General features: G+C 68.2%; 23 protein-coding genes. 12 read left to right on the forward strand and 11 right to left on the reverse strand.

Translation table 11 applies throughout. The annotated features are described in order from the left end of the window. Positions 1-192: 192 nt before the first annotated feature. Positions 193-2,733, forward strand: coding sequence for a LuxR C-terminal-related transcriptional regulator (locus tag ACIQF0_RS42585; protein WP_401039802.1), 2,541 nt, complete (start codon positions 193-195; stop codon positions 2,731-2,733). Here ACIQF0_RS42585 and ACIQF0_RS42590 read toward each other — a convergent pair. The 4 genes from ACIQF0_RS42590 to edd all read right to left on the reverse strand — a co-directional run bounded on the left by ACIQF0_RS42590 (position 2,693) and on the right by edd (position 8,952). Further along, entirely contained in the window at positions 2,693-3,928 is a 1,236-nt protein-coding gene (locus tag ACIQF0_RS42590) for an MFS transporter (RefSeq protein ID WP_401039804.1), read from the reverse strand. The genes ACIQF0_RS42585 and ACIQF0_RS42590 overlap by 41 nt on opposite strands. Further along, the gene (locus ACIQF0_RS42595; RefSeq protein WP_360043232.1) at positions 3,928-5,841 is read right to left on the reverse strand and encodes a PEP/pyruvate-binding domain-containing protein; all 1,914 of its coding nucleotides are present in this window, start codon (positions 5,839-5,841) and stop codon (positions 3,928-3,930) included. Before ACIQF0_RS42595 ends, ACIQF0_RS42590 begins: the two co-directional genes overlap by 1 nt. 265 nt (positions 5,842-6,106) lie before the next feature. Continuing rightward, positions 6,107-6,730 (reverse strand): bifunctional 4-hydroxy-2-oxoglutarate aldolase/2-dehydro-3-deoxy-phosphogluconate aldolase, encoded by a 624-nt coding sequence (eda, locus tag ACIQF0_RS42600; RefSeq protein ID WP_401040040.1) that lies wholly within the window; start codon positions 6,728-6,730, stop codon positions 6,107-6,109. A 365-nt stretch (positions 6,731-7,095) separates the two neighbouring features. Beyond that, complete coding sequence (gene edd, locus ACIQF0_RS42605; RefSeq protein WP_360043235.1) at positions 7,096-8,952, reverse strand: phosphogluconate dehydratase; 1,857 nt, start codon at positions 8,950-8,952, stop codon at positions 7,096-7,098. A 227-nt stretch (positions 8,953-9,179) separates the two neighbouring features. Between edd and ACIQF0_RS42610 the strand changes: the two genes are divergently transcribed. The 4 genes from ACIQF0_RS42610 to ACIQF0_RS42625 all read left to right on the forward strand — a co-directional run bounded on the left by ACIQF0_RS42610 (position 9,180) and on the right by ACIQF0_RS42625 (position 12,943). Continuing rightward, positions 9,180-9,470 (forward strand): hypothetical protein, encoded by a 291-nt coding sequence (locus ACIQF0_RS42610; protein WP_360043238.1) that lies wholly within the window; start codon positions 9,180-9,182, stop codon positions 9,468-9,470. A gap of 84 nt (positions 9,471-9,554) precedes the next feature. Continuing rightward, positions 9,555-10,319: a hypothetical protein gene (locus ACIQF0_RS42615; RefSeq protein WP_360043241.1), complete on the forward strand. Its 765-nt coding sequence runs from the start codon at positions 9,555-9,557 to the stop codon at positions 10,317-10,319. A 9-nt stretch (positions 10,320-10,328) separates the two neighbouring features. Continuing rightward, positions 10,329-12,197, forward strand: a complete 1,869-nt coding sequence (locus ACIQF0_RS42620) for a fumarate reductase/succinate dehydrogenase flavoprotein subunit (RefSeq protein ID WP_401039809.1) — start codon at positions 10,329-10,331, stop codon at positions 12,195-12,197. Further along, the gene (locus tag ACIQF0_RS42625) at positions 12,194-12,943 is read left to right on the forward strand and encodes a succinate dehydrogenase/fumarate reductase iron-sulfur subunit (protein ID WP_360043246.1); all 750 of its coding nucleotides are present in this window, start codon (positions 12,194-12,196) and stop codon (positions 12,941-12,943) included. The genes ACIQF0_RS42620 and ACIQF0_RS42625 overlap by 4 nt, the downstream gene beginning before the upstream one ends. Here ACIQF0_RS42625 and ACIQF0_RS42630 read toward each other — a convergent pair. After that, on the reverse strand, positions 12,930-13,586 hold the full coding sequence (locus ACIQF0_RS42630; RefSeq protein WP_401039812.1) for a LuxR C-terminal-related transcriptional regulator: 657 nt from the start codon (positions 13,584-13,586) through the stop codon (positions 12,930-12,932). The two genes, ACIQF0_RS42625 and ACIQF0_RS42630, sit on opposite strands and share 14 nt — an antisense overlap. Before the next feature lie 124 nt (positions 13,587-13,710). Between ACIQF0_RS42630 and ACIQF0_RS42635 the strand changes: the two genes are divergently transcribed. The 3 genes from ACIQF0_RS42635 to ACIQF0_RS42645 are packed head-to-tail and all read left to right on the forward strand — an operon-like array spanning position 13,711 to position 14,820. Next, a complete protein-coding gene (locus ACIQF0_RS42635; protein ID WP_360043252.1) occupies positions 13,711-13,986 on the forward strand; it encodes a hypothetical protein in 276 nt (91 codons plus the stop codon). 19 nt (positions 13,987-14,005) lie between these two features. Next, positions 14,006-14,371 carry a hypothetical protein gene (locus ACIQF0_RS42640; protein ID WP_093599744.1) on the forward strand — a complete coding sequence of 122 codons (366 nt, stop codon included), beginning with the start codon at positions 14,006-14,008 and terminating at the stop codon, positions 14,369-14,371. Continuing rightward, positions 14,356-14,820, forward strand: coding sequence for a hypothetical protein (locus tag ACIQF0_RS42645; protein ID WP_401039814.1), 465 nt, complete (start codon positions 14,356-14,358; stop codon positions 14,818-14,820). Before ACIQF0_RS42640 ends, ACIQF0_RS42645 begins: the two co-directional genes overlap by 16 nt. 49 nt (positions 14,821-14,869) lie before the next feature. Here ACIQF0_RS42645 and ACIQF0_RS42650 read toward each other — a convergent pair whose 3' ends face one another. From ACIQF0_RS42650 to ACIQF0_RS42665, 4 genes are all read right to left on the reverse strand, one after another. Then, positions 14,870-15,745, reverse strand: a complete 876-nt coding sequence (locus ACIQF0_RS42650) for an amino acid ABC transporter permease (protein WP_401039817.1) — start codon at positions 15,743-15,745, stop codon at positions 14,870-14,872. Next, positions 15,742-16,389 carry an amino acid ABC transporter permease gene (locus ACIQF0_RS42655; RefSeq protein WP_401039820.1) on the reverse strand — a complete coding sequence of 216 codons (648 nt, stop codon included), beginning with the start codon at positions 16,387-16,389 and terminating at the stop codon, positions 15,742-15,744. Before ACIQF0_RS42655 ends, ACIQF0_RS42650 begins: the two co-directional genes overlap by 4 nt. A 78-nt stretch (positions 16,390-16,467) precedes the next feature. Then, positions 16,468-17,358: a glutamate ABC transporter substrate-binding protein gene (locus tag ACIQF0_RS42660; RefSeq protein WP_360043265.1), complete on the reverse strand. Its 891-nt coding sequence runs from the start codon at positions 17,356-17,358 to the stop codon at positions 16,468-16,470. 39 nt (positions 17,359-17,397) lie between these two features. Further along, a complete protein-coding gene (locus ACIQF0_RS42665) occupies positions 17,398-18,126 on the reverse strand; it encodes an amino acid ABC transporter ATP-binding protein (RefSeq protein ID WP_319978680.1) in 729 nt (242 codons plus the stop codon). 159 nt (positions 18,127-18,285) lie between these two features. On the opposite strand from ACIQF0_RS42665, the gene ACIQF0_RS42670 reads away from it, so the two are divergent. Together ACIQF0_RS42670 and ACIQF0_RS42675 are read left to right on the forward strand one after the other, a co-directional pair. Further along, entirely contained in the window at positions 18,286-18,960 is a 675-nt protein-coding gene (locus ACIQF0_RS42670) for a response regulator transcription factor (RefSeq protein WP_319964593.1), read from the forward strand. Between the two features lie 57 nt (positions 18,961-19,017). Then, complete coding sequence (locus ACIQF0_RS42675) at positions 19,018-20,403, forward strand: sensor histidine kinase (RefSeq protein ID WP_401039823.1); 1,386 nt, start codon at positions 19,018-19,020, stop codon at positions 20,401-20,403. A 10-nt stretch (positions 20,404-20,413) separates the two neighbouring features. Here ACIQF0_RS42675 and ACIQF0_RS42680 read toward each other — a convergent pair whose 3' ends face one another. After that, positions 20,414-21,328 carry a TAXI family TRAP transporter solute-binding subunit gene (locus ACIQF0_RS42680; RefSeq protein ID WP_401039825.1) on the reverse strand — a complete coding sequence of 305 codons (915 nt, stop codon included), beginning with the start codon at positions 21,326-21,328 and terminating at the stop codon, positions 20,414-20,416. A 130-nt stretch (positions 21,329-21,458) separates the two neighbouring features. Here ACIQF0_RS42680 and miaB point away from each other — a divergent pair, with 130 nt between their 5' ends. Together miaB and ACIQF0_RS42690 are read left to right on the forward strand one after the other, a co-directional pair. Continuing rightward, positions 21,459-22,940: a tRNA (N6-isopentenyl adenosine(37)-C2)-methylthiotransferase MiaB gene (gene miaB / locus ACIQF0_RS42685; protein ID WP_401039828.1), complete on the forward strand. Its 1,482-nt coding sequence runs from the start codon at positions 21,459-21,461 to the stop codon at positions 22,938-22,940. A gap of 14 nt (positions 22,941-22,954) precedes the next feature. Then, positions 22,955-23,404 (forward strand): hypothetical protein, encoded by a 450-nt coding sequence (locus ACIQF0_RS42690; protein WP_360043276.1) that lies wholly within the window; start codon positions 22,955-22,957, stop codon positions 23,402-23,404. 75 nt (positions 23,405-23,479) lie between these two features. Here the strand turns inward: ACIQF0_RS42690 and ACIQF0_RS42695 are convergent, their stop codons facing one another. Beyond that, positions 23,480-24,829 (reverse strand): DUF349 domain-containing protein, encoded by a 1,350-nt coding sequence (locus ACIQF0_RS42695; RefSeq protein WP_401039831.1) that lies wholly within the window; start codon positions 24,827-24,829, stop codon positions 23,480-23,482. Positions 24,830-24,838: the final 9 nt, after the last annotated feature.

Consider the following 24,838-nt stretch of genomic DNA (forward strand, 5'->3'; position numbering starts at 1 on the left):
CCGCGCATCAGCCTGGCCAAGATCATCGCTCGCTCCCACTCACAACTGCGAACAGCTCACAGTTCCGCTAGCCGTTACCTGTGGGTAAGTTTGCCCGACGACGAAGCGCAGGTCTTTACGGTCGCCACCGAAGGAACCACCGAAACCTTCGACCTGCGGTCCTCTCGGTACCGAAGGCAGGGGTAGACAGAGGTGACATCTCCACTACTCGGCCGGGACGCGGAACTCGCGACTCTCGGACGCTTGCTGGACGACGCTGTTCGGGGAACGGGCTCGTGCGTGGTCGTCACCGGCGGGTTCGGCATCGGCAAGACCGCGGTGCTCGACGCCATCGCCGCCGAGGCCCGCGGCCGCGGGTTCACCGTCCGCCTGGCCAAGAGCGCCCGCCTGGAGAGCCATCTCCCCGGTGCGGTGGTGCGCCAGCTCGCGCCGTGCCTCGCCAACGAGCACGACCTGGAAGAGCTGTACGCGCGCGCCGCGAACTCCGCGCGCAAGGCGCCGATCCTCATGGTCATCGACGACGTGCACGTCGCCGACACCTTCTCCAAGCGCGCGCTCGCCTATCTGCGCCCACGGCTGCAGCACATGCCGGTCGTCATCGCGCTGGGCGCGTCCCAGGGAAACCTCGCCATCGACGAGGTCACGCTGCCCGAGATCGCCGGCGCCCACCCGCACCGGATCGACCTCGACGGGCTCGACGTCGCGGCCATCGCCAGCCTCACCGAAGCCCTCCCCGGCCGGGACCCGCAGCGCTGCCACGAGCTCACCGGCGGCAACCCCTATCTGCTCCAGGCCCTGCTCCGTGAGGAAGGCGAAGGCTCGGCGGCGGTCGGCGAGATGATCGGCATGAGGCTGCGCGAATACACCGGAGCCGCCGAGGTCGCCCGATCCGCGGCCGTTCTGGACGGTGACGCGGGCCTCGAACTGCTGTCCGCGCTCACCGGCTTCGACGCGCTGCCCGCCGTCGACATGCTCGTCCGGCTCGGCGTGCTCGCCGACACCGACCCGCTGACGTTCCGGTATCCGTTCGTGCGCAACAGCATCCTCGCCGACATGCCGATCGCGGTCCGCTCCGCCGCGCACGCCCGCGCGGCCTGGCTGCTGTTCGAGTCGGACGCCCCGGACGGGCGCGTCGCCGAGCACGTGCTGAAGGCCAGATCCGTCCGCTTACCGTGGTCCGTCGACCTGCTGCGCGAGGTCGGCGGCGTCGAGCACCTGGAACGAGCGCTCGAGGAACACCTGTCCGACGAGGACCGCCTGGCGATCGAGGTCGAGCTCGGCCACACGGAACACCTGCTGGACAACGCACTGGGCCGTGACCGCGTCCGGGACGCCCTGATGCGATGCGAGGACCCGCACCTCGCCGCCAACGTCACGCTGGCGTTGAACCAGAGCATGTGCACGGGTTCGGACGCGCACTTCGCCGTCTCGCTCGCGATCATGGCCGTCGCGCGGCTGCTGCCGGAGGACCGCGACCTGGTCTGGAACCTCGTCTGCACCACCTATCTCCTGGCCGCCAACCGCGAGGCGCGCATGGCCAACTGCGCTGGCAAGTACTTCGAGGATCTCGTCGGCGACGTCCCGCAGGACCCGAACCTCAAGCGCGCCCGGTCGGCGCTGCTCGCGGTCGGCAACGCCCGCAGCGGCGACTCCTACCCCGAAGCCGTCGAGTACGCGCTGGAAGCACTCGACGGCGAGTGGGTCGACGTCTTCGGCGAGCCCTACATCTTCACGTTCCTGGTGCCGGTGCTCGGCGACGATCCCGAGCACATCAACAAGTTCTGGCTCTCGCACAGCACCGCGCCGGTCTCGCACGACCCGCACCTGCGCCGCGGGATGCTCAGCATGATCGCCCGCGCCGCGGCCTTCCACAACAGCGGCGACCTGGCCCGCGCGTACACGTTCCTGACGCCGCCGGTCTCGACCGGCAACATGGACTGCCCGGCCGTCGTGCTCGCGACCGCGAAGCTGGCCGAGGTCTGCATCGAGATGGGGCAGTTCGACGAGGCCGCCCCGCTCGTCGCCGAGGACGGCGATCTGTTGCAGCACATCAACATCGTCTACGCCCGCGGCCGGCTCAAGCTCGCGTCCTGCCACGCGGAGGGCGGGTTGGAGGACCTGCTGGAGGCTGGCCGGCGACTTGCCACCCGGGAGATGCCCAACCCCGCGCTGATCGCCTGGCGTCACCACGCCGTGCGCGCGTACCTGGCGCTCGGCAACCGTGACGACGCCGCCCGGCTCGCGCACGAGGAACTCGACCTGGCCAAGCGGTGGGGTTCCCCGAGGGTGATCGGGACCGCGATGATGAGCGTCGGCATGAGCACCGACGACATCGACGTTCTCGTTGAGGCGGAACAGATTCTCGGCTCGTCACCGCACCGGCTGCTGCACGCCCAGTCGTCCTACTGGCTCGGCCACCACCTGCGCCGCAAGGGCCGCACCGAGGCAGCGGCCCCGCACCTGCGCAAGGCGTTCGAACTGGCCCGTCACCTGAGCGCGCACCCGCTGGCCAAGCTCGCGGGCGACGAGGTCCGTGACGAGGACGACCAGGTGCAGGGCCTGACCAAGCAGGAGAACCGGGTCGCGCGGATGGCGGCGCAGGGCCTGACGAACCGGCAGATCGCCGAAGCCCTGCACCTCACCCGCCGCACCGTCGAACTGCACCTGTCGAGCGCCTACCGCAAGCTCGGCATCACGGGACGAGCTGAGCTCGTCGCCGCCTTGTGGTCCTGACCGCGATCAGCAGACCCGCCAGCAACGCCATCACGATCACCGTGACGACCGACGACAGCACCAGGAACTCGTCGAGCCTGCCGCCCGTGAGGTAGGCGCCGAGCGCGACCGCGACGACCGCGCACACAGCTCGGTCCATGATGGACTCCATCGACAGAAGCGTTGCGCGGTAACGGGAGTCCGGGATCGCGTCGTTGAGCAGCTTCTTCTGGATGGGGAAGCTCATGCCCGCCGTCACGGAGAACAGGCACAGCAACACGATCGTCACGACACCGCCGGACGGCACGATGAAGCCGATCGCCAGCGCCATCACGATCGTCAGGAGGAACACCGATCTGGCCGGTCCGATCCTGCGTGACAGCCAGTGCGGGCGGGCGGCCGCGATCGCCTCGAAGATCGTCATCGCGGCGAGCACCGAGCCGTACCAGCCGACCGGCACGTCCTTCGAGTCCAGCACCGGCTGGAACAGGTTCACCTGCAGGATCCGCACCAGCGTGAACATCGCGATGCCCTGGATCATCAGCAACAGCAGCCAGCGCGACGTCTTCAACGAACCGAACGCGCCACCGACGCCCGCGAGCAGCTTCGCCGTCTTGCCCTCCGGCCGTTGCCAGCCGGGAATCGGCGGAAGCCGCAGCGCCAGTACGACGGCGATCGCGGCGTTGATCGCGGTGAGCCAGTACGGCGACGGCATGTTCCACTGCATCAGCAGGCCGATCACCGGCCAGTACACGATCTTGCCGACCAGGCTGTACGACCGCCCGACGCCCTCGACCTTCAGGTAGAGGTGCCCGGCGTCGTGCGCGTGGAGGTACTCGTACAAATACGCGCTCTGGGCGCCGGAGATCAACGACCTCGCCAGCGCGATCAGCAGGAAGTGGACCAGGAACCCGGTGTAGTTGCCAGCGAGCACCGGCACCAGGTTCGCGACGACCAGCACGCTCGCCCCGAGCCACAGCGACGTGCGGTAGTCGAAGCGGTCCGCGACCATGCCGGTCGGGATCTCCAGCAGGCAGAACGCGATGTAGTAGATCGACTGGATGCCGAAGATCTCGGCGTCGCTCAGGCCGAGCTGCTTCTGGTACTCGTAGAAGACCGGGATCCACAGCAGCAGACCGAAGAAGAACTGGAAGCCGTACGTCAGGCGGACGGCACGCGCCACTTCCGGAGTCGCCGGTACGCGAAGACCCGGCATCAGATCGAGTACGGCCGCAGCTGCAGGACGTACAGGACGTCGTCGGTGGCGAGCCACTCGATGTCGACCGGCGAGTCGAACGTGTAGTCCGGCGAGAAGTGCGACTGCAGCAGCCGCCCGACGATCGCGAGCCGTTGCAGCTGCGCGTGGGCCTTGACGCCCAGGTCTTCCTTCGCGTCACCGAGGGAGACCGTGCGGCCGCCACCCTCCACAGTGGAGTAGAGGTACTGCATCGGCTGCTTCGAGCCTTCGACGACGTCGGTGACGTTCGGCGAGACGTTGACGTAGACGTTGCGGAAGTCGTTGCGGTTCATCGGGTTCGTGGTGACCATGACCCCGCCGAAGTCCGCCCTGACCTGCTCCTGGACCACGACGCCCATGAAGCAGTCGTCCAGCGAGATGCCCGCCTGCTGCCTCAGCCTGACGCTGCGCGCGGACACCAGCGACGCCCACACCTCCTTGACCGACTCCACGATCTTCTCGGCGCTGGTCACGTGGTTGTAGGACTCGTAGATGCCCGCGGCGGAGAACCCGGCGAGGTCTTCGGCGTTCGACGAGCTGCGCACCACGAAGGTCCGCACGCCCGCGAGGTTCTCGACCAGGGCGGTGTCCAGTTCGGACAGCAGGTAGTCCGGCACGCGGGTCTTGCGGATCAGCTGCTGCAGCTCGACGCACAACGGCTCGATCTCGCGGGCGTTGAGCTCCAGCGCCATCTTCAGCTTGCCGATGGCCTGCTGGATCTTCGGCGACGATTCCAGGAAACCCTGGTGCATCGAGAACGGGAGAGCGACACCGCGCGGGACCCGCACCCGTTCCGCGAGCAGCTGCTGGGCCGCACCGAGCAGGTCGTCGCTCTCGGTGTTGAGCAGCTTCGCCAGGTAGGGCATGAGGTTGTCGCGCGGCGGGCGCGGCACCGAGAAGAACCCGAGCAGGCGGCGCGGCGACTCGGAGGCGAGCACGTGGTGCAGCTCGCCGAGGTTCGCGGCCTTCGTGCCGTAGCGGTGGCTGTCGTTGTAGCGGATCTTGCCGAGCGCGAGGATCGGGTTGTAGGTGTGCTCGGGTTCGCCGAGCGTGACGCGCTGCGCGTACCAGGCAGGCCGCTGGCCGGCGTCCTGCGGCTCGTCGATCAGCCGCAGCCCGACCTCGGCGCCGCGCGGGGACACCTCGTACTCGACCCACTGACCGTCGAGGTTCTCCCGATCGATCAGGTCGAACGCGCCGATCTGGATGGCGTTCGGGATGGACCAGCCGGTCGCGAGGACGTTCGTGTGCGACAGGGGAGTGGTGTGCCCCGCGTTGATGATGCCGGCGAGCCGCGGAATGTCGTCGGGAACGCGGTGCATCACCACGATGTCGAACCACTCCAGCGTGTTCTCGCGGTACTCCTGCTCGCTGCGGAATGCGCGCAACCGGCCCTTCGTGACGCCGGGGTTCAACGCGACGAACTCGGCCGTCGAGAACAATTCGTGCGCCAGGATCCGTGGAAGCCTTTCCACGGGCAGTTCCGCCACCTCCTGTTCCTGGAGATGGTTCGCCGGCTTGAAGAACAACGGCACGGCGGCGTCGACGTTCTTGCGCACCTCGGCGTAGAAGAACTCGATCATGTCCGCCGACATGGTGTCGACCTCGACCGTCTCCAGTGAGAACATCCGCCGGTCCTCGCGCTTGTGCAGCGACAGGATGCCGAGGAAGAACCGCCGGTCAGAGGCATGGTAGAAGCTCTGGTTGAACTCGTCGATCCGTGCCCGCATCTCGCTCTCGGCGATGCCCAGGATCTCGGTACCGATGTAGAGCGCGTGGAACTCGTGACGCGCGTTGTTCAGGAAGTGGATCGTCCCGTTGTGCCGGTCGACCACCACCTTGACGAATGAATAACCACCCAGACTGCCGGACAGCTGGTTGAATGCCGACATAGTCAGCTGTTCCCCGACCAACCCCGCTACGTCGGCTTCCTGGACAGCCACACCTGCTCCTCTCGTGCGTCATTGCAACGAGCAAGTGTGACACCCGGGAGTTTGGGGTTATTCCAGTGGAAATCTCATTTGGCGGCCGTTCGGTTCACTTTCTCTCAAGCTCCCGTCAATTGGAGACCGGCGTCACCTCCCGTTGGGTGAAGAATCCAACGTGGTGGGACGCCGGTCTCGTGATGTGAGCCGAACTTCCGGTCCGTGATCTGGGTTACCCCAGCTGGACGGACTCCCTGGCGAGGGTTTCGATCCGCTCCCAGTCGCCCTTCACGAGGGCGTCCTTCGGGGCCAGCCACGAGCCGCCGACGCAGCCGACGTTGGCCAGCGCGAGGTAGCTCGGCGCGCTTTGCGGCGTGATGCCGCCCGTCGGGCAGAACCGCACGTGCGGGACCGGGCCGCCGATCGACTTCAGGTAGTCGACGCCACCCGCCGCCTCGGCGGGGAAGAACTTCAGCGCGGTCAGCCCGCGCTCGGCCAGCCGCAGCACCTCGGACACCGTCGCCGCGCCCGGCAGGTAGGGCAGCCCGGTCGCGTCGGCGGCGTCGAGCACCCGGTCGGTCGTGCCGGGGGTGACGAGGAACGCCGCCCCGGCCTTCGCCGCCTGCTCCGCGTGCTCCGGCGCCGTGACGGTGCCCGCGCCGATCACGATCTCCGGCACCTCGCGCGCGACGTTCTCGATCGCGGCGAGCGCGGCAGGGGTGCGCAGCGTGAGCTCGATGACGCGGACGCCACCGCGCAGCAGCGCCTGGGCGAGCGGCACGGCGTGGTCGGCGTCGTCGACCACGACGACGGGGATGACGGGGGACAACGCGAGCAGGTCTGCCCCGGTGGTCACCCGAAGATTGTCACCGTTGGTCACGAGTGCACTCCTTGCCAGATCTCTTGGCCAGATCTCTTGATCGAAAACCGATATATCGCAGGCCGACCTCGTGCTCGTCCCTGCCCACCCGGATGCAAAAAACGTTTGCGGACGAAGTCAAAAGACTCATTGCAAAGGCGGGTGGGCAGGGGCGGCGAGGCTGGTCGGTCGGCTGTGGTCGAGCTGCGGTCGAGCTGTGTGGACGTGCTGGGTGGTCGTGCTGGACCGCCCCTTTGCAATGGGTCTTTTGCGGACGAAGTCCAAAGACTCGTTGCTAAGGGGCAGGTCAGCGGTGGTGCCGGGGCCAATATATTGGTGGTGCGGGTGTCGGGGACAGCGGGCTAGTGGTGGGTGACCGGGGCGAAGTGGTCGGCGGTGATGGGGCCGAACACCGTCGCGCCGCGGTCGGCGGGTCCGACGCTACGGCGTAGCGCGGCGAACAGTTCGCGGCCCGTGCCCATCCACTCGCGGCTCGTCGGCGGGAAGTCCACCAGGGGGCGCGTCGCCAGTTCCTCCGCGGGCACCTGGATCTCCAGGGTTCCGGCGGTGGCGTCCAGTCGCACGACGTCGCCGTCGCGGACCCGGCCGAGCGGGCCGCCGACAGCGGCTTCCGGGGTCAGCTGGATGGCGGCCGGGATCTTGCCCGAGGCGCCGGACATGCGGCCGTCGGTCACGAGGGCGACCTTGTGGCCGCGGTCCATCAGCACGCCGAGTGGTGGCGTCAGCTTGTGGAGTTCGGGCATGCCGTTGGCCTGGGGGCCCTGCTGGCGGACGACGACGACCACGTCGCGGTCGAGTTCGCCCGCCTTGAAGGCCTCCTGGAACGCCTCCTGGGTGGTGAAGACGCGGGCGGGGGCCTCGACGACGTGGTTCTCCGTCGCCACGGCCGAGACCTTGATGACCGCGCGGCCGAGGTTGCCGGTGAGCATGCGCAGGCCGCCGTCGGAGGCGAACGGGTCCGTGGCCGGGCGCAGGACCTCGAGGTCCAGGGAACGGCCGGGACCGTCGACCCAGATCAGTTCGCCGTCGGCCAGCATCGGTTCCTGGCGGTAGCGGTTCAGGCCGTGGCCCGCGACGGTGTTGACGTCGGCGTGCAGCAGGCCGGCGTCGAGCAGGGTGCCGACGACGAACTGGACGCCGCCCGCCGCCTGGAAGTGGTTGATGTCGGCGCTGCCGTTCGGGTAGACCCGCGCGATCAGCGGCACGATCGCCGACAGGTCGTTCAGGTCGTCCCAGCTCAGGTCGATGCCCGCGGCGGCGGCGATGGCGACCAGGTGCATCGTGTGGTTCGTGGAGCCGCCGGTCGCCAGCAAAGCCACAACGCCGTTGACCACGGCCTTCTCGTCGACGATGTGCGCGATCGGGGTGTAGCCCTCGCCCTTGGCCATCTCGACGGCGCGGCGGCCGGCGTGCTCGGTCAGGGCGCGGCGCAATGTTGTCCCCGGCGGGACGAACGAGGCGCCCGGCAGGTGCAGGCCCATGACCTCGACGACCATCTGGTTCGAGTTCGCGGTGCCGTAGAACGTGCAGGTGCCGGGGGAGTGGTACGAGGCGGCCTCGGCCTCCAGCAGGTCGTCGCGCGAGGCCTTGCCCTCCGCGTAGAGCTGCCGGACGCGCGCCTTCTCCTTGTTCGACAGGCCGGACGACATCGGGCCCGCGGGCACCAGGATCGCCGGCAGGTGCCCGAACGACAGCGCGCCGATCAGCAGGCCCGGCACGATCTTGTCGCAGACGCCCAGCAGCACGGCGGCGTCGAACATCTCGTGCGACAGGGCCACGCCGGTCGACATGGCGATGACGTCGCGGCTGAACAGCGACAGCTCCATGCCGTCACGGCCCTGGGTGATGCCGTCGCACATCGCGGGCACGCCGCCCGCGAACTGGGACACGCCGCCCACAGCGCGGACCGCGTCCTTGATCCAGGACGGGTACTCCTGGAACGGCTGGTGGGCCGACAGCATGTCGTTGTAGGAGGACACGATCGCGACGTTGGACTTGCGCAGCGCGCGCAGCGCCGCCTTGTCGCCGCCGGTGATTCCGGCGAAGCCGTGCGCCAGGTTGCTGCACGCGAAGCCGGACCGGGACGTTCCGTCCTGCGCGGCGGCGGCCACGCGCTCGAGGTACACGCGACGCGAATCGGCGCTTCGGGCGGCGATCCGGCGTGTCACCTCTGTCAGAACAGGATGCAGTTCGGTCATGGGGGTCTCCGGGTCATCACGGGCCGTGGTGGGGCCCTTACGAGACGACAACGGTGGCGTCCCACGGACGGGCGTGACGCCACACACAGTAAGTCATGGCTGGTCGCGGACACAAAAACGATTCAGTTGATGGGACCCGACCAGTTTTGAATCTTGGCGTGTGGTGCTTGTCACATGGCTTGAGATTGGGCAGAGTGCGGGGCACGACCTTGGAACGGAGGTGTCCCATGAACGCCACGGAGATCGTCGAGCTGCGCCGGGTCATCGGTCAGATGCGGCATGCCGTCAGCAACCTGCGCGCCAGGTATGGCGACGTGGCGGCTGTTCAACGCCTGGCCAACGACGTGGAACGCATGGACATCGACGCCACCGAACTCGTCGACCTGAGCACCCCGAGGCAGCGCGAAGCGCCTCAAGTGGAACGCGAGGTCGTGGTCGTGCCAGACACGCCCTACGACGAGTCGCTCTGGAAGGACGCAGACGACGAAGGACTCGGTGGCTACCGCAACCGGACCTGAGCCGAGCTGAACACGCGGCCCCCGCCTGACGCGGGGGCCGTAGTCGTTCCTCCACAACGACGTGGACCCCCAGAAAGGTGAGTAATGGCGAGGGCAGAGATCGCCGCCAGGACTCTGCGCACGGACCGATGGTGGTTGCCGCCGCTGACGACATTCGTCGGCTTGCTGCTCATCTCGATCTACGCGGCGTTCCGCACGTTCCAGGGGGACTACTACTGGGTCGACCAGTACCACTACCTCACACCGATGTACTCGCCGTGCCTCACCGAGGAGTGCGTCCCCGCGGCGTCGCACTTCGGTCAGTGGTTTCCGGCGCTGCCAGGCTTCCTGACCCCGCCGCTGCTGATCATCCCGTTCCTGCTGGGATTCCGGATCACCTGCTACTACTACCGCAAGGCCTACTACCGCGCGGCCTGGGCGTCACCGCCCGCGTGCGCCGTGGCCGAGCCGCACAGCAAGTACACCGGTGAGACCAGGTTCCCGCTCATCGCGCAGAACCTGCACCGCTACTTCTTCTACGCGGCCTCGCTCCTGCTGCTGGTGAACATCTACGACGCGGTCTCCGCGTTCAGCACCGGTGTGGGCCTCGGCAACCTCGTCCTGCTGGTCAACGTCGGCCTGCTGGGCGCGTACACGCTGTCGTGCCACTCGTGCCGCCACATCGCGGGCGGGCGGCTCAAGCACTTCTCCAAGCACCCGGTCCGGTACTGGATGTGGACGCAGATCTCGAAGCTGAACAACCGGCACATGCAACTCGCGTGGGCCTCGCTGATCTTCGTCTGCCTCACGGACCTGTACGTCGCGCTGGTCGCCTCGGGAACGATCTCCGACCTCCGCTTCATCAACTAAGGAGTGGTTTTGCCCGAGCTGGAAAGGCATTCGTTCGACGTTCTCGTGATCGGCGCGGGTGGTGCCGGTCTGCGAGCCGCGATCGAGGCCCGTGAGCACGGCCTGCGCACCGCCGTTCTCTGCAAGTCGTTGTTCGGCAAGGCCCACACCGTCATGGCCGAGGGCGGGATCGCCGCCGCCATGGGCAACGCGAACGAGAGCGACAACTGGCAGGTCCACTTCCGCGACACCATGCGCGGCGGCAAGTTCCTCAACAACTGGCGCATGGCCGAACTGCACGCACAGGAAGCGCCGCAACGGGTCTGGGAACTCGAGACGTACGGCGCGCTGTTCGACCGCACCAAGGACGGCCGGATCTCGCAGCGCAACTTCGGCGGCCACGAGTACCCGCGGCTCGCGCACGTCGGCGACCGCACCGGCCTCGAACTGATCCGCACGCTGCAGCAGAAGATCGTGTCGTTGCAGCAGGAGGACTTCAAGGAGTTCGGCGACTACGAGGCACGCCTGCGGGTGTTCCAGGAGTTCACCGTCACCGACCTGGCCAAGGACGGTGACAAGGTCGCCGGCGCGTTCGGCTACTGGCGCGAGTCCGGCCGGTTCGTGCTGTTCGAGGCACCGGCAGTGATCCTCGCGACCGGCGGCATCGGCAAGTCGTTCAAGGTCACCTCGAACTCCTGGGAGTACACCGGCGACGGTCACGCGCTCGCGATGCGCGCGGGGGCCTCGCTGATCAACATGGAGTTCATCCAGTTCCACCCCACCGGGATGGTCTGGCCGCCGTCCGTCAAGGGCATCCTCGTCACCGAGTCCGTGCGCGGTGACGGTGGCGTGCTCAGGAACTCCGACGGCAAGCGCTTCATGTTCGACTACATCCCCGAGGTGTTCAAGGACAAGTACGCGGACAACGAGGAAGAGGCCGACCGCTGGTACACCGACCAGGCGAACAACCGGCGCCCTCCGGAACTGCTGCCGCGTGACGAGGTCGCCCGCGCGATCAACTCCGAGGTCAAGGCCGGCCGCGGGTCACCGCACGGCGGCGTCTTCCTCGACGTGTCCACACGTCTGCCCGCCGAGGAGATCCGGCGCAGGCTGCCGTCCATGCACCACCAGTTCAAGGAACTGGCCGATGTGGACATCACCGCGCAGCCCATGGAGGTCGGCCCGACCTGTCACTACGTGATGGGCGGCGTCGAGGTCGACCCGGACACCGGATCGTCCTCCGTGCCAGGGCTCTTCGCCGCCGGCGAGGTCTCCGGCGGCATGCACGGCTCGAACCGGCTCGGCGGCAACTCGCTGTCGGACCTGCTCGTGTTCGGGCGCAGGGCGGGTGCGGGCGCCTCGGAGTACGTGCGGGCGATGGCCGAACGTCCTGTGGTGTCGGAAGAACTCGTCACCGAGGCACGCGCCACGGCCCTCAAACCCTTCCAGCAGGAGGGCGGCGAGAACCCGTACACGCTGCACATGGAACTGCAGCAGTCGATGAACGACCTCGTCGGCATCATCCGCAAAGCCGGGGAGATGGAAGAAGCGTTGCAACGGCTGGAGAAGCTCAAGGAACGCGCGCAGGCGCTGACCGTCGAGGGACACCAGCAGTTCAACCCCGGCTGGCACCTCGCCCTCGACCTCCGCAACATGCTGCTGGTGTCGGAGTGCGTGGCGAAGGCGGCGTTGCTGCGCACCGAGTCCCGCGGCGGCCACACCCGCGACGACCATCCCGTGATGGACGCCGAGTGGCGCCGGAAACTGCTGGTGTGCAAGACGTCCGGTGACGGGGCCGAGGTGACGGAGAAGCCGCAGATCCCGATCCGGAACGACCTGCTGGACCTGTTCGACCGCAGCGAGCTGGAGAAGTACCTCACCGCCGAGGAGTTGTCATGAGCTACCAGGGGAAGTTCCGGGTGTGGCGCGGTGACGACTCCGGCGGTGCGCTGGAGGACTTCACCGTCGAGGTCAACGAGGGTGAAGTCGTCCTCGACATCATCCACCGGCTGCAGGCCACGCAGACACCGGACCTCGCAGTCCGGTGGAACTGCAAGGCGGGCAAGTGCGGCTCGTGCTCGGCGGAGATCAACGGACGCCCGCGCCTGCTGTGCATGACCCGGATGTCGATCTTCGACGAGTCGGAGACGATCACGGTCACGCCGATGCGGACGTTCCCGATCATCCGCGACCTCGTGACCGACGTGTCCTTCAACTACACCAAGGCGCGCGAGGTCCCGTCGTTCGCGCCGCCGAAGGACCTGGCGCCGGGCGAGTACCGGATGCAGCAGGTCGACGTCGAGCGCTCGCAGGAGTTCCGCAAGTGCATCGAGTGCTTCCTGTGCCAGAACACCTGCCACGTGGTGCGTGACCACGAGGAGAACAAGGAGGCGTTCTCGGGGCCGCGGTTCCTCATGCGGGTCGCCGAACTGGAGATGCACCCGCTCGACACCGCGGACCGCGTCGACCAGGCACAGGACGACCACGGGCTCGGCCTGTGCAACATCACCAAGTGCTGCACCGAGGTGTGCCCCGAGCACATCCACATCACCGACAACGCGCTCATCCCCATGAAGGAGCGCGTCGCCGACCGCAAGTACGACCCGATCGTCTGGCTCGGCAACAAGCTGTTCAAGCGGTCTTAGCGACGGCCTGCGGTATGACCAGCCCGGACTCGTAGGCCATCACGACGGCCTGAGCCCGGCTGGTCAGCCGCAGCTTCGTCATCACGCGGTTGAGGTGCGTCTTCACCGTGCCCTCCGTGACCGTCAGCCTGGTCGCGATCGCCGTGTTCGTCAGGCCTGTGCCGACGAGCCGCAGCACCTCGCGTTCGCGGTCCGTGAGCTCGTCCAGCCCGACCGAACTCCACGGCGAGGCGGCCGTGTCGCCCCTCAGATAGGCCGCCACGAGCCTGCGCATCACCGTGGGACTGAACTGCATCTCCCCGGAGGCGACGGCGGTGATGGCGGCGATCAGCCTCGCCGGTTCGGACTCCTTGAGCACGAACCCTGCCGCGCCCAGCCGCAACGCCTCGTGGACGTACTCGTCCAGGTCGAAGGTGGTCAGCACCAGCACCCGCGCGGACGTCGCGGCACGGGTGAGCGCCGCCAGCCCCGGCAGGCGGATGTCCAGCAGGATCACGTCCGGCCTCGACGGCCCGGCCAGCGCGCAGGCGGTGGCTGCGTCGCCCGCCTCGCCGACGACGGTCAGACCGGGTGCGGCGTTCAGCAAGGCGACCAGGCCGGCACGGAACAACGGCTGGTCGTCGACTACGAGTACGCGCGTCACAATGCCCTCATTCTTGTGACGTCACCGCGGTAGATCCCCCACCAGGAGCGTACCGCGAAAGTTGACGGGAGATCCACTCTTCGTGAGACGACCCGGTTCCGCTCGCGTCGCTACGTTCGGCGCCATGCGAACCGCATCGGCCGATCTGCTCGCCGTCCGGACGATCACCGTGGACGGCTCGGACGTCTACCTCCGGGTCACGAACAGTCCCGTCGATCTCGAGATCCGGTGGTCCCGCGACGGCGACCACCGGGTGGCGGGCAGGCCCGTGCTGTTCCCGGCGGGAGATCGCTCGCGCCGGCTGCTCGGCGCCAACTTCCGCGCCGGCACCACGTTCTGCCTCGACGTGGTGAGTCAGGCGGGCGAGGGCTGGTGCGGTGTCGTCGACTGGAACGTCTGACCTTCCGAAGGGACTCTCGATGAAACGCGCTCTCGCCGGCCTGCTCGCCGTGGGCTTCGCGATGCTGTCGGCCACGCCCGCGCAGGCGGCGTCGACGACGATCACGGTGCCGTTCAAGGAGAACCAGATCACCTGGTTCACCACCGCGCGCACGATCACCGTCGCCGGGTCGAACATCGACGCCCAGGTCGCGCTCGGCGGTGTCATGCAGCTCGCCTGGTACAAGTGCGGCGACCGCAACACGCGCGGCGCGTTCGTGCGGATGGAGGAGACCCGCAAGCACGTCGGCACGAACTTCAAGGCGGGCACCAAGTTCTGCCTCGCCTCGAACAGCCCGTACACCTCGGGCACCGTTGGAGGAACGCTGTGGTGGAGCGGCAACTGACCGGACTGCTCGCGCTCGCCCTGCTGGCCGGTTGCGCCGCACCACCGGCAGAACCTCAGCTCGTCGACCAGCAGCGGTACACGCGGGACATGCGCGACGGCTCGGCGAAGTTCACCTGGCCGGACGGCAGGAAACCCGACCTCGACGTGCTCGCGGAGAAGTCGGGGCCGGGACCGGACAAGGCGCCGCCGGGCAGCGAGCGGATCGTCCTGGAGATCACGAACTCGTGCGCCTGGTACCTCGGCTGGGAGGACGCCCGCAGGCGCGGCGACCAGACCGCCGCGGCGGCCGCGCTGAAGGTGATGGGCGAGGTGCTGCCGACGTTCTCACCCGAGGACCCCGACGGGCAGCGCTACGCCAGGGAGACGGCCGCGAAGGCCGGACAGGGCGACGGCTCACTGGCCGCGGACTACGTGACGAACAACTGCGAGTCGGTGCTCTGGAAATAGCGACGGGGGCGTGTCCGAAGTGGACACGCCCCCGTCGTGCGAACCAGCGTCAGACGGCGTTCGAGGACGCCGCGATCTGGATCTGCTCGGCGTCGTCGTTGTCGAGCTTGATGACCTTCTTGTTGCGGCGGTTGCGCTTCTCGAGGTAGTTCGCGAGCCACGACAGCAACAGGCACAGTCCGATGTAGATCAGGGCGACCACGATCATCACCGAGATCATCGGACGGCTGAAGTTGACCGCGTCACCACCGATGCGGGTACCCCAGCGCAGCAGTTCCTCGAAGGTGATGAGGAAGCCGAGCGCGGTGTCCTTCAGCAGCACGACGAGCTGGCTGATGATCGTCGGCAGCATCGCCCGCAACGCCTGCGGCAGCAGCACGAACGTCATCACCTGCGTCTTGCGCATGCCCAGCGCGTACGCGGCCTCGCTCTGCCCCTTCGGCAGCGAGTTGATGCCCGCGCGGAAGATCTCCGCGAGCACCGAGCCGTTGTAGAGCATCAGGCTGATCACGACCGCCGTGAACGCGGTCAGCTTCACCCCGGCCACGGGAAGGCCGTAGTAGAAGAAGAACATCATGATCACGAGCGGGATCGCGCGGAAGACCTCGACGATCACCGCCGCGGGAGCGCGCACCCACCCGTGGTCGGACAGCCGCGCCGCCGCGAAGATCGCGCCGAACGCGAGCGCCAGCACCGCGCCGACGGCGAACGCGCTGAGCGTGTTGCCGATCGCCTCGACCAGGGACAGCTGGATCTGCTTGTAGTTGATCCAGTCGAGCCTGCGCGTCGTGAACTGGTCGGTGGCGACGAAACGCATGATCACGTACGCGATCGCCGCGATCACCGCGGCGATGCCGACCACGGCCATGATCCTGTGGCGGAAGCGGGCCTTCGGGCCCGGGACGTCGAACAGCACCATGCTCATCGGGCCACGCTCCACCGCTTCTCGAAGACCTGCTGCACGTACGTCAGCGGCATCACCAGGACGACGAACCCGATCGCCACCCAGAGGAGTCCGAACAGGACGTTCTCACCCTGCTCCGACAGCGAGTCGCGGATCGAACCCGCCTGGAAGACGGCGAAACCCGACGCGACGGTCGTGTTCTTCAGCAACGCGATCATCGTGCTCGTCATCGGCGGGACGACCGAGCGCAACGCCTGCGGCAGCACGACGTTGCCCAGCATCTGCGTGAACGTGAGCCCGAGCGCGCGGGACGCCTCGGCCTGGCCGACCGGCACGGTGTTGATGCCCGACCGCACGACCTCGCAGACGAAAGCCGCCGTGTAGAGCGACAACGCGATGATCGCCGCGGTGTAGGGCTCGATCTTCACGATCTCCAGCAGCGGATACGCGAAGAGGAAGAACACGAAGACCAGCGTCAGCGGCGTGTTGCGCAGGACCGTCACGTAGGTCGTGCCGATGCCACGGAAGACCGGCACGGGGCTGACTCGCAGCGCGGCGAGGATCGTGCCCAGCACCAGCGACAGCACCGCGGAGATCGCGAAGAGCTGCAACGTCTGGCCGAATGCACGCAGGAACAGATCTAGGTTGTTGGTGAGGACGCTCATCGGTTTCCTTGCCGTCCGTCCGCCTTCAAAGGAACGGCCGGTGGACCCACGTGGGATCCACCGGCCACGTGATCAGCCTCAGTAGCGGTCGATCGTCGGCTTCGTCGCCGTCGAACCCGACTTGCCGAGCGTTCCGTCGTAGATCTTCTGCCAGTCGCCACCGTCGAGCGCGGCCTGCAGGATGTCGTTCACCTTGTCGCGCAGGGCCTTGTCGTCCTTGGGCAGGCCGATGCCGTAGGGCTCGCTGGAGAACGTCTTGCCGACGACCTTCAGCTTGCCTTCCTCGGCGGCCGCGTAGCCCTTGAGGATCGCGTCGTCCGTGGTGACCGCGTCGACCTCACCGTTGAGCAGCTTCGTGACGCACTGCGAGTAACCCTGGAACTCCAGGATGTTCTCGGGCTCGGTGTAGTTGTTCTCCCGGATCTTCTTGATCGGGGTCGAACCGGTGACCGAGCAGACCTTCTTGCCCTTGAGGGTCTCCGGGCCGGTGATGTCGGCGTTGTCCTTCTTCACCAGCAGGTCCTGGCCGGCGACGAAGTACGGGCCCGCGAAGGCGACCTTCTCCTTGCGGCCGGCGTTGATCGTGTAGGTGCCGACGTAGTAGTCGACGTCACCGTTGATCAGCGCCTGCTCGCGGGCGGCCGACTGGATCGTCTTGAACTGGATCTTCTCGGGGTCGAAGCCCAGCTTCGCGGAGACCAGACGCGCGATGTCGATGTCGAAACCGCTGTACTTGTTCGTCGTCGGGTCCTTGTAACCGAGACCCGGCTGGTCTTCCTTGACGCCGACGACGAGGCTGCCGCGCGACTTGACCTTCTCGAACGTGGGCGAACCGTCGACCTTGACGTCCTTGGCGACCTCGAACAGGCCGGCGGGCGCCGCCGAGTCGGTCGGGCTGCCCTCCTTGCCACACGCGGTCAGGGCCAGTGCGCCCGTCAGCAGCACCGCCGCAAGGGTGCGAACCCTCATCGTCCTTCTCCTGCCATTCGTTCGAAAGTGGGCTGACTACTAGTGAGTCAGGATCTTGCCAAGGAAGTCCTTCGCGCGGTTGGACTTCGGCGCCGAGAAGAACGCTTCCGGGGTGGAATCCTCGACGACCTCGCCGTCGGACATGAAGATCACCCGGTCCGCGGCCTTGCGGGCGAAGCCCATCTCGTGCGTGACGACCAGCATCGTCATCCCGTCCTTGGCCAGGCCCGTCATGACGTCCAGGACCTCCTGGACCATCTCCGGGTCGAGCGCGGACGTGGGCTCGTCGAACAGCATCACCTTGGGCTTCATGGCGAGCGCGCGGGCGATCGCCGCACGCTGCTGCTGCCCACCGGAGAGCTGAGCGGGGAACTTGTCGGCCTGGTTGGCGATCCCGACCCGCTCGAGCAGTTCCATCGCGGTCTTGCGCGCCTCGGCGGCGGGCGTCTTGCGCACCTTCGTCGGCGCGAGCATGACGTTCTCGACGATGGTCTTGTGCGCGAAAAGGTTGAAGGACTGGAACACCATGCCGACGTCGGCGCGCAGGCGGGCCAGTTCTTTTCCTTCGGCGGGAAGCGGTTGCCCGTCGACCTCGATGACACCGGAATCGATCGGTTCGAGGCGGTTGATGGTCCGGCACAGGGTCGACTTACCGGAACCCGACGGCCCCAGCACGACCACTACCTGCCCCTTCGGCACTTCCAGTTCCACGTTCTTGAGCACGTGCAACGGGCCGAAGAACTTGTCCACACCCGCCACACGAATCATCGGCGGTGCAGAGGCGGCAGTCATCCAGTCCTCCATTGGGGGTCGTCGGCGTTGGCGGAAACCTAGGTGTCCGCCACCACACCAGTCCAGGACATTGAGCAAGACTTAGGGTCTCAACTCTGTCACAGGCAGACATCGGTTGCCCGGGAGGTAGCGAAAGTGCGCGTGCTGCTCGTCGAGGACGACGACAGGGTCGCAGAGGCCTTGGTCCCAGCCCTGACCAGACGGGGTTTCCACGTGGACCGGCAGGCCACGGGCCGCGGCACGCTCGACCGCCTCGCGGGCGTCGACGTGGTGCTGCTCGACCTCGGCCTGCCCGACATGGACGGCGTGACGCTGTGCCGTGCCATCAGGGCCGCGTCGGACGTCGCGATCATCGTGGTGTCCGCGAGAGGGGAGATCGACGACCGGATCCTCGGCCTGCACGCCGGGGCCGACGACTACCTGGTCAAGCCCTATGACGTGGGCGAACTCGTCGCGCGCGTGCACGCCGTCCGCCGTCGCCGCGGCGCGGACCCGGTCGGCGTGGGAGCGGTGTCCACAGAGGTGTTCGAGACCGGCGACGTGCGGGTCGACCTGGGGCGTCACGAGGTCACGGTCGCGGGGGAGTCGGTCGCCCTGTCGCGCAAGGAGTTCCAGGTGCTCGCGCTGGTGATGGCGGCGGGTGGCGCGGTGTGCACGCGGGAGCGGATCCTCGCCGAGGTGTGGGGCCGCACGTGGTCCGGTGCGAACCGGACGCTCGACGTGCACGTCGCCACGTTGCGGACGAAGCTCGGCAGGCCCGCGTTGCTGGAGACCGTGCGGGGCGTCGGGTACCGGCTGGGGCAGGTGTGATCTCAATTGGGTGATCTTTTGTCGTCGGCGTGTCGCGGCCGGGTGGGGTGACGCCCGGTGAGGTCCCGACTGCTGGGCGTGGTGCTCGCCCTGATCGTGCTCGTCCTGGTGGGCCTGGGCGTGCCGCTGGGGCGCAACGTGGCGGCCGCGGAACAGCAGGAGATGTTCCTCGACCGGCTCACCGACACCAGCCGGTTCGCCTCGCTGGCGCAGCGGCCGCTGATCGACCGCAGCCCGGACCTGCTGCGGCCGGAGCTCGAGCGCTACGACGAGCTGTACGACATCGGTGTGGCCGTGGTGGACCGCGACGCGCCGACCGTGCCGCTGGTGGCCTCGCGCAACGACATCGCGCTCGGTGACCCGGCCGTGCAGGACCTGATCAGCAAGGCGCTGGCCGGGCGCCTGCCGGTCGCTCCCGAGCTGTTCGCGCCGTGGAGCGACGCGAAGGTGGTGCTCGCCGAACCGGTCCTGGTCGACGGCGAGGTGCGCGGCGCGGTGATCACGTTCTCGCCGACGGCCAAGACCCGCTTCGAGGTGCTCGCGTGGTGGGCGCTGCTGCTCGCGGGAAGCCTGCTGGTGCTGGCGCTCGCGGTGCTGCTGGCGCTGCCGGTGGTGCGCTGGACGTTGCGGCCGGTGCAGGCGCTGGACGAGGCGACCGGGAAGCTCCTCGCCGCGGTGGTGTCGGGCCGGCCCGTGCCGCCGGTGGGGGCGGAGAGCGGTCCGCCCGAACTGCGGCACCTCTCGCGGTCGTTCGACCAGATGGCCGCGAACGTGAGCGATGTGCTTGCCGCACAACGGGCCTTCGTCGCGGACGCGTCACACCAGCTTCGCAACCCGTTGACGGCGCTGAAACTCCGGCTGTCCAACCTGGAGGGCCACGTCGACGGCGAGGGGGAGGTGCACCAGGTCGAGGCGATCAGCGAGACCGACCGGCTCAACCGCATCCTCGACGAGCTGCTCTCCATGGCGCGCGCCGAGTCCAGTTCCGTGGACCCGGTGCCGGTCGACGTCGACAAGTCCGTGGCGGCGCGGTTGTCCGCGTGGTCGGCGGCCGCGGCGGCGAAGGAGGTGCATCTCGTGCTCGACGGGGAACGCGTCGGCATGGCCCTCGTCCCGCCGCGCGGTGTCGAGACGATCCTGGACGCGCTGCTCGACAACGCTCTGAAGTTCACCGCCGAGGGCACGCTGATCGTGGTGGACGCGCGCAAGTCCGACGGCGTCATCCGGCTCTCCGTCGCCGACCACGGGCCCGGTCTGCAGCCCGACGAGCTCGAACGGGCCACCGACCGGTTCTGGCGCAGCCCCGCCCACCAGAACGTGCCCGGCTCCGGGCTGGGGCTCTCGATCGTGCGGCTGGTGGTCGAACGCGTCGACGGCACCGTCCAGCTGGAGTCGCCCGAGGACGGCGGGCTCAAGGTCGTGGTCGAACTGCCGGCCGTCTGAACCCCGGGAGTCAGACTTTGGCCTCGCGGTAGTAGCGCATGGCGCCGGGATGCAGCGGCACCGGTGATGTCTCGATCGCGGACCGCTGCTCTATCGTGCGCGCCGCCGAGTGCGCCCTCACCAGGTCGGGCTGCCCCTCGAACAGTTGCCGCACCAGCGCTTCGGCCACGTCGTCGGGCATCGACTCGTTGACGAGCAGGAAGTTGCGCACGACGAGCGTGATGACCGGACCGGACTGCAGGTTGTAGGTGGAGGCGGGCAGCGTCGCCGATCCGTAGACGGGGTACTGCTGGCGGAACTTCAGCAGCTCGTCCTTGAGGTCGAGCATCCGCACGCCGAGTCCCTTGGTGAGGTCGGTGATCCGGCGCGTCGGCAGGCCGCCGGACCAGAAGAACGCGTCGAGCCTGCCCTCCTGCATGGCGCCGGCCGAGTCGTCGAGGCCGAGGTTCACGGTCTGCGGCGTGACGTTCTCGGACCGCAGCAGCTTGGTCGCGATGATCTCGACGCCGGACTCCTTCGCGCCGATCGACACGCGCAGTCCGGACAGGTCGCGCAGCTTCGCCACCGGCAGGTCGGCGCGGACGATGACCTGCAGGTAGTCGTCGTGCATGCGGGCCAGCGCGCGCAACCGGTCCGAGCCCGGCATTCCCTCGAGCGCGTCCGCCTGGGAGAAGCCGACCTGGGCCTGGTTGTTGATCAGCCGGGTCACGTTGTCCTTGGAACCGGCCGTCTGCACGACCTGGGGCCGCACGATGCCGAGACGCCCGCTCCAGATGTCCGCGAGACCGTTGCCGAGCGAGTAGTAGACGCCGCCCTCGCTGCCCGTGGCCATCGTTATCTTGATGTCCGTCACCGTGCTGCTACAGCCCGTCAGGACCGTTGCGGCGGTCAACAGGCTCACGGCGGCATGCAGTCGTCCCAGCACCAGCGCATCGTGCCACGGGGGTGCCCGGCCCTTGCACCCGACGAAGGTCCTGCCTGGTCACGGTGCGAATGGGACACGCTTTGTGCGGTCCGCGAAACTCGGGCGTTTGACCAGGGGTTATCGTGTTCGTGTGAGTACCGCGCAGGTTCGCAAGAGCTTCCAGATCCGCACGTTCGGGTGTCAGATGAACGTGCACGACTCCGAGCGGCTCGCCGGTCTGCTGGAGGACGCGGGCTACGCGCGTGCCGAAGAGGACGAGCAGGCCGACGTCGTCGTCTTCAACACCTGCGCGGTCCGCGAGAACGCCGACAACAAGCTGTACGGCACGCTCGGCCACCTCGCCCCGCAGAAGACGGCGAACCCCGGCATGCAGATCGCGGTCGGCGGCTGCCTCGCGCAGAAGGACCGCAGCGAGATCGTCCGGCGCGCCCCGTGGGTGGACGTCGTGTTCGGCACGCACAACATCGGGTCGTTGCCGGTGCTGCTCGAACGCGCCCGCCACAACTCCGAGGCACAGGTGGAGATCCTCGACGCGCTGGAGACGTTCCCGTCGTCGCTGCCCGCCTCGCGCGACTCGGCCTACTCGGGCTGGGTGTCGATCTCGGTGGGCTGCAACAACACCTGCACGTTCTGCATCGTGCCGTCGTTGCGCGGCAAGGAGAAGGACCGCCGCCCCGGCGACGTGCTGGCCGAGGTGCAGACGCTCGTGGACGAGGGCGTGCTGGAGGTGACGTTGCTGGGGCAGAACGTCAACTCCTACGGCGTCGAGTTCGGCGACCGGCTCGCGTTCGGCAAGCTGCTGCGCGCCTGCGGTGACATCGACGGACTGGAGCGCGTGCGCTTCACCTCGCCGCACCCCAAGGACTTCACCGACGACGTCATCGCCGCCATGGCCGAGACGCCGAACGTGTGCCACAGCCTGCACATGCCGCTGCAGTCCGGTTCGGACCGCCTGCTCAAGGCGATGCGCCGCTCTTACCGCACCGAGAAGTACCTGGGGATCATCGACAAGGTCCGCGCCGCCATGCCGGACGCCGCGATCACCACCGACATCATCGTGGGCTTCCCCGGCGAGACCGAGGAGGACTTCCAGGGCACGCTCGACGTGGTGCGCCAGGCCCGGTTCTCGTCGGCGTTCACGTTCCAGTACTCGAAGCGCCCCGGCACCCCGGCGGCAGACCTGCCGGACCAGCTGCCCAAGGCCGTCGTGCAGGAGCGCTTCGACCGGCTCGTGGCACTGCAGAACGAGATGACGCACTCGTTGAACATCGAGCAGGTCGGCCGCACGGTCGAGGTCCTCGTCGCCACGGGTGAGGGCAAGCGCGACGCCGAGACCCACCGCATGAGCGGCCGTGCGCGCGACGGACGCCTCGTGCACTTCGCGCCCGGTGCGATCGTTCCGCGTCCTGGTGACGTCGTGGAGACCGTCGTGACGTACGCGGCCCCGCACTACCTCGTCGCGGACGGCGAACCGCTGTCGTGGCGCCGCACCAAGGCCGGTGACCGTTCCGAGGCCGGCATCAAGCCCAAGACCGCGGGCATCGGCCTCGGTCTGCCGTCGTTCGGAGCGCCCGAGCCGTTGCCCGTCGTGTCGGGGTGCGCGGCACAGTGAGTGATGAGGACTTCTTGCGCAAAGAGATCGACGCGGTGGAGCACGAGGCGGCCAGGCGCATCGACCCGGGAACGGGCGCGCTGACGATCTCGGTCGCGGTGCTCGCGATCCTGGTGTCGCTGGTCCTGCCGTGGATCGGCGAGTTCACCGGCCTGCAGGTCGTGCTGGGCGAGTCGTCGCTGTTCCTCCCGAAGCTGTTCTCGTACCTCGCTCTCGGCATCGGGGTGCTCGGTTCCGGCATCACGCTCGCGGTGCGGCGCTGGGGACTCACGTGGGTGTGCTCGCTGGGGCTGTTCGCGGGGTCGATCATCGGCGTGCTGTCGATCTGGACCCAGCAGACGACGACGAGCAACAAGACGATCGGTCCCGGGCCCGGCATCGGGTTGATCATCGCGGTGATCGCGGTGATCCTCCTGCTGGTGAAGTGGGTGCAGATCGCGGCCTCGCGCCCGCCCCAGCTGTGAACGGGCGCAGTACCCGCTAGAAACGTCTGAGGGCCCCTCTCCCGTGCGGAGAGGGGCCCTCAGACGTTGGTTGACCTAGCGGGTCGCCAGGGCCTGCTCAGCGGCGGCGAGCCATTCGCGCCACTGGGCCGCCTGCGCCTCGGCCTGCTCGGTGCGGCGCTTGTCGCCCGCGGCACGGGCCTTCGCGGCCTGCGCCTCGAACTGCTCCACGCGCTCGCGGAACTGGGCCACGCGGGCCTCGGCCTCGGGGTCGGACCGGCGCCACTGGGCGTCGACCGCGCCGCGGACCTTCTCCTCGATGCTGCGGAGCTTGCCCTCGAGCTCGCGGATGCGCTCGCGCGGCACCTTGCCGATCGCGTCCCAGCGCTCCTGGATCTTGTAGAGGGCGTTGCGCGCCGACTCGAGGTCGCCCGACGGGTCGATGCCCTCGGCCTCGGCCAGCAGCTCCTCCTTCAGCTTCGCGTTGGCCGAGAACTCGGCGTCCCGCTCGCTGAACGCTTCGGAACGCTTCTGGAAGAACGCGTCCTGCGCGGCCCGGAACCGCTGCCACAGCGCGTCGTCGGCCTCCTTGGGCGCACGCCCGGCGGCCTTCCACTCGACCATCAGCTCCTTGTAGCGACCGGCCGTGGTGCCCCAGTCGTCGGAGTCGACGAGCTTCTCGGCCTCCTCGACCAGCGACTGCTTGGAGGTCTTCGCCACCGAGCGCTGGCGGTCGAGGTCCGCGAAGTGCGAGCCGCGACGGCGGTTGAACGCGTCGCGCGCCTTCGAGAACCGGCGCCACAGCTGCTCGTCGGTCTTGCGGTCGACGCCGCGAATGGTCTTCCACTCGTCGAGGATCTGACGCAGCCGGTCGCCCGCGACCTTCCACTGCGTCGACTCGTTCGCGATCGACTCGGCCTCGTCGACGAGCGCCTGCTTGCGCGCCACGGACTGGGCTCGGGCGGCCTCCTTGGCCTCCTTCGCCTTCTCCATGCCGGCCTCCGCCTGGACCAGCACGTGCTCGACGCGGGCGGCCAGCGCCTTGAGGTCACCGACGACGGCGGCCTCGGCGAGCTGCTCCTTGACGTGCTTCGCGCTGGTCAGGGCGTGCTTGGGGTCGCCGGCGCCGGACTTGAGCCGCGACACGAGCAGCTCGACCTCGGTGCGCAGGTCGTCGAAGCGCCGCGCGAAGTGCGCGAGGCCCTCGACCGGCTCACCGGCCTGCCACGACCCGACAGCACGTTCGCCGTCCTCGGTCTTCACGTACACGGTGCCGTCGGCGTCCACGCGCCCCCAGCGGTCAGGGTGGTCCGACGCCACGGGGACGGCCGGAGGCGTCGCCTGCGGTGCGGTCTCCTTCGGCGTTTCCTCGACCCCACCCTCGGCTGCGACCGCCACTGGAGTGGTCTCGGCCACGGCCTCCGGTGTGCTGTCCTGCTCCGACATCGCCGGTTC

The sequence above is a fragment of the Lentzea sp. NPDC092896 genome, from assembly GCF_044754905.1.
Lineage (GTDB): Bacteria > Actinomycetota > Actinomycetes > Mycobacteriales > Pseudonocardiaceae > Lentzea.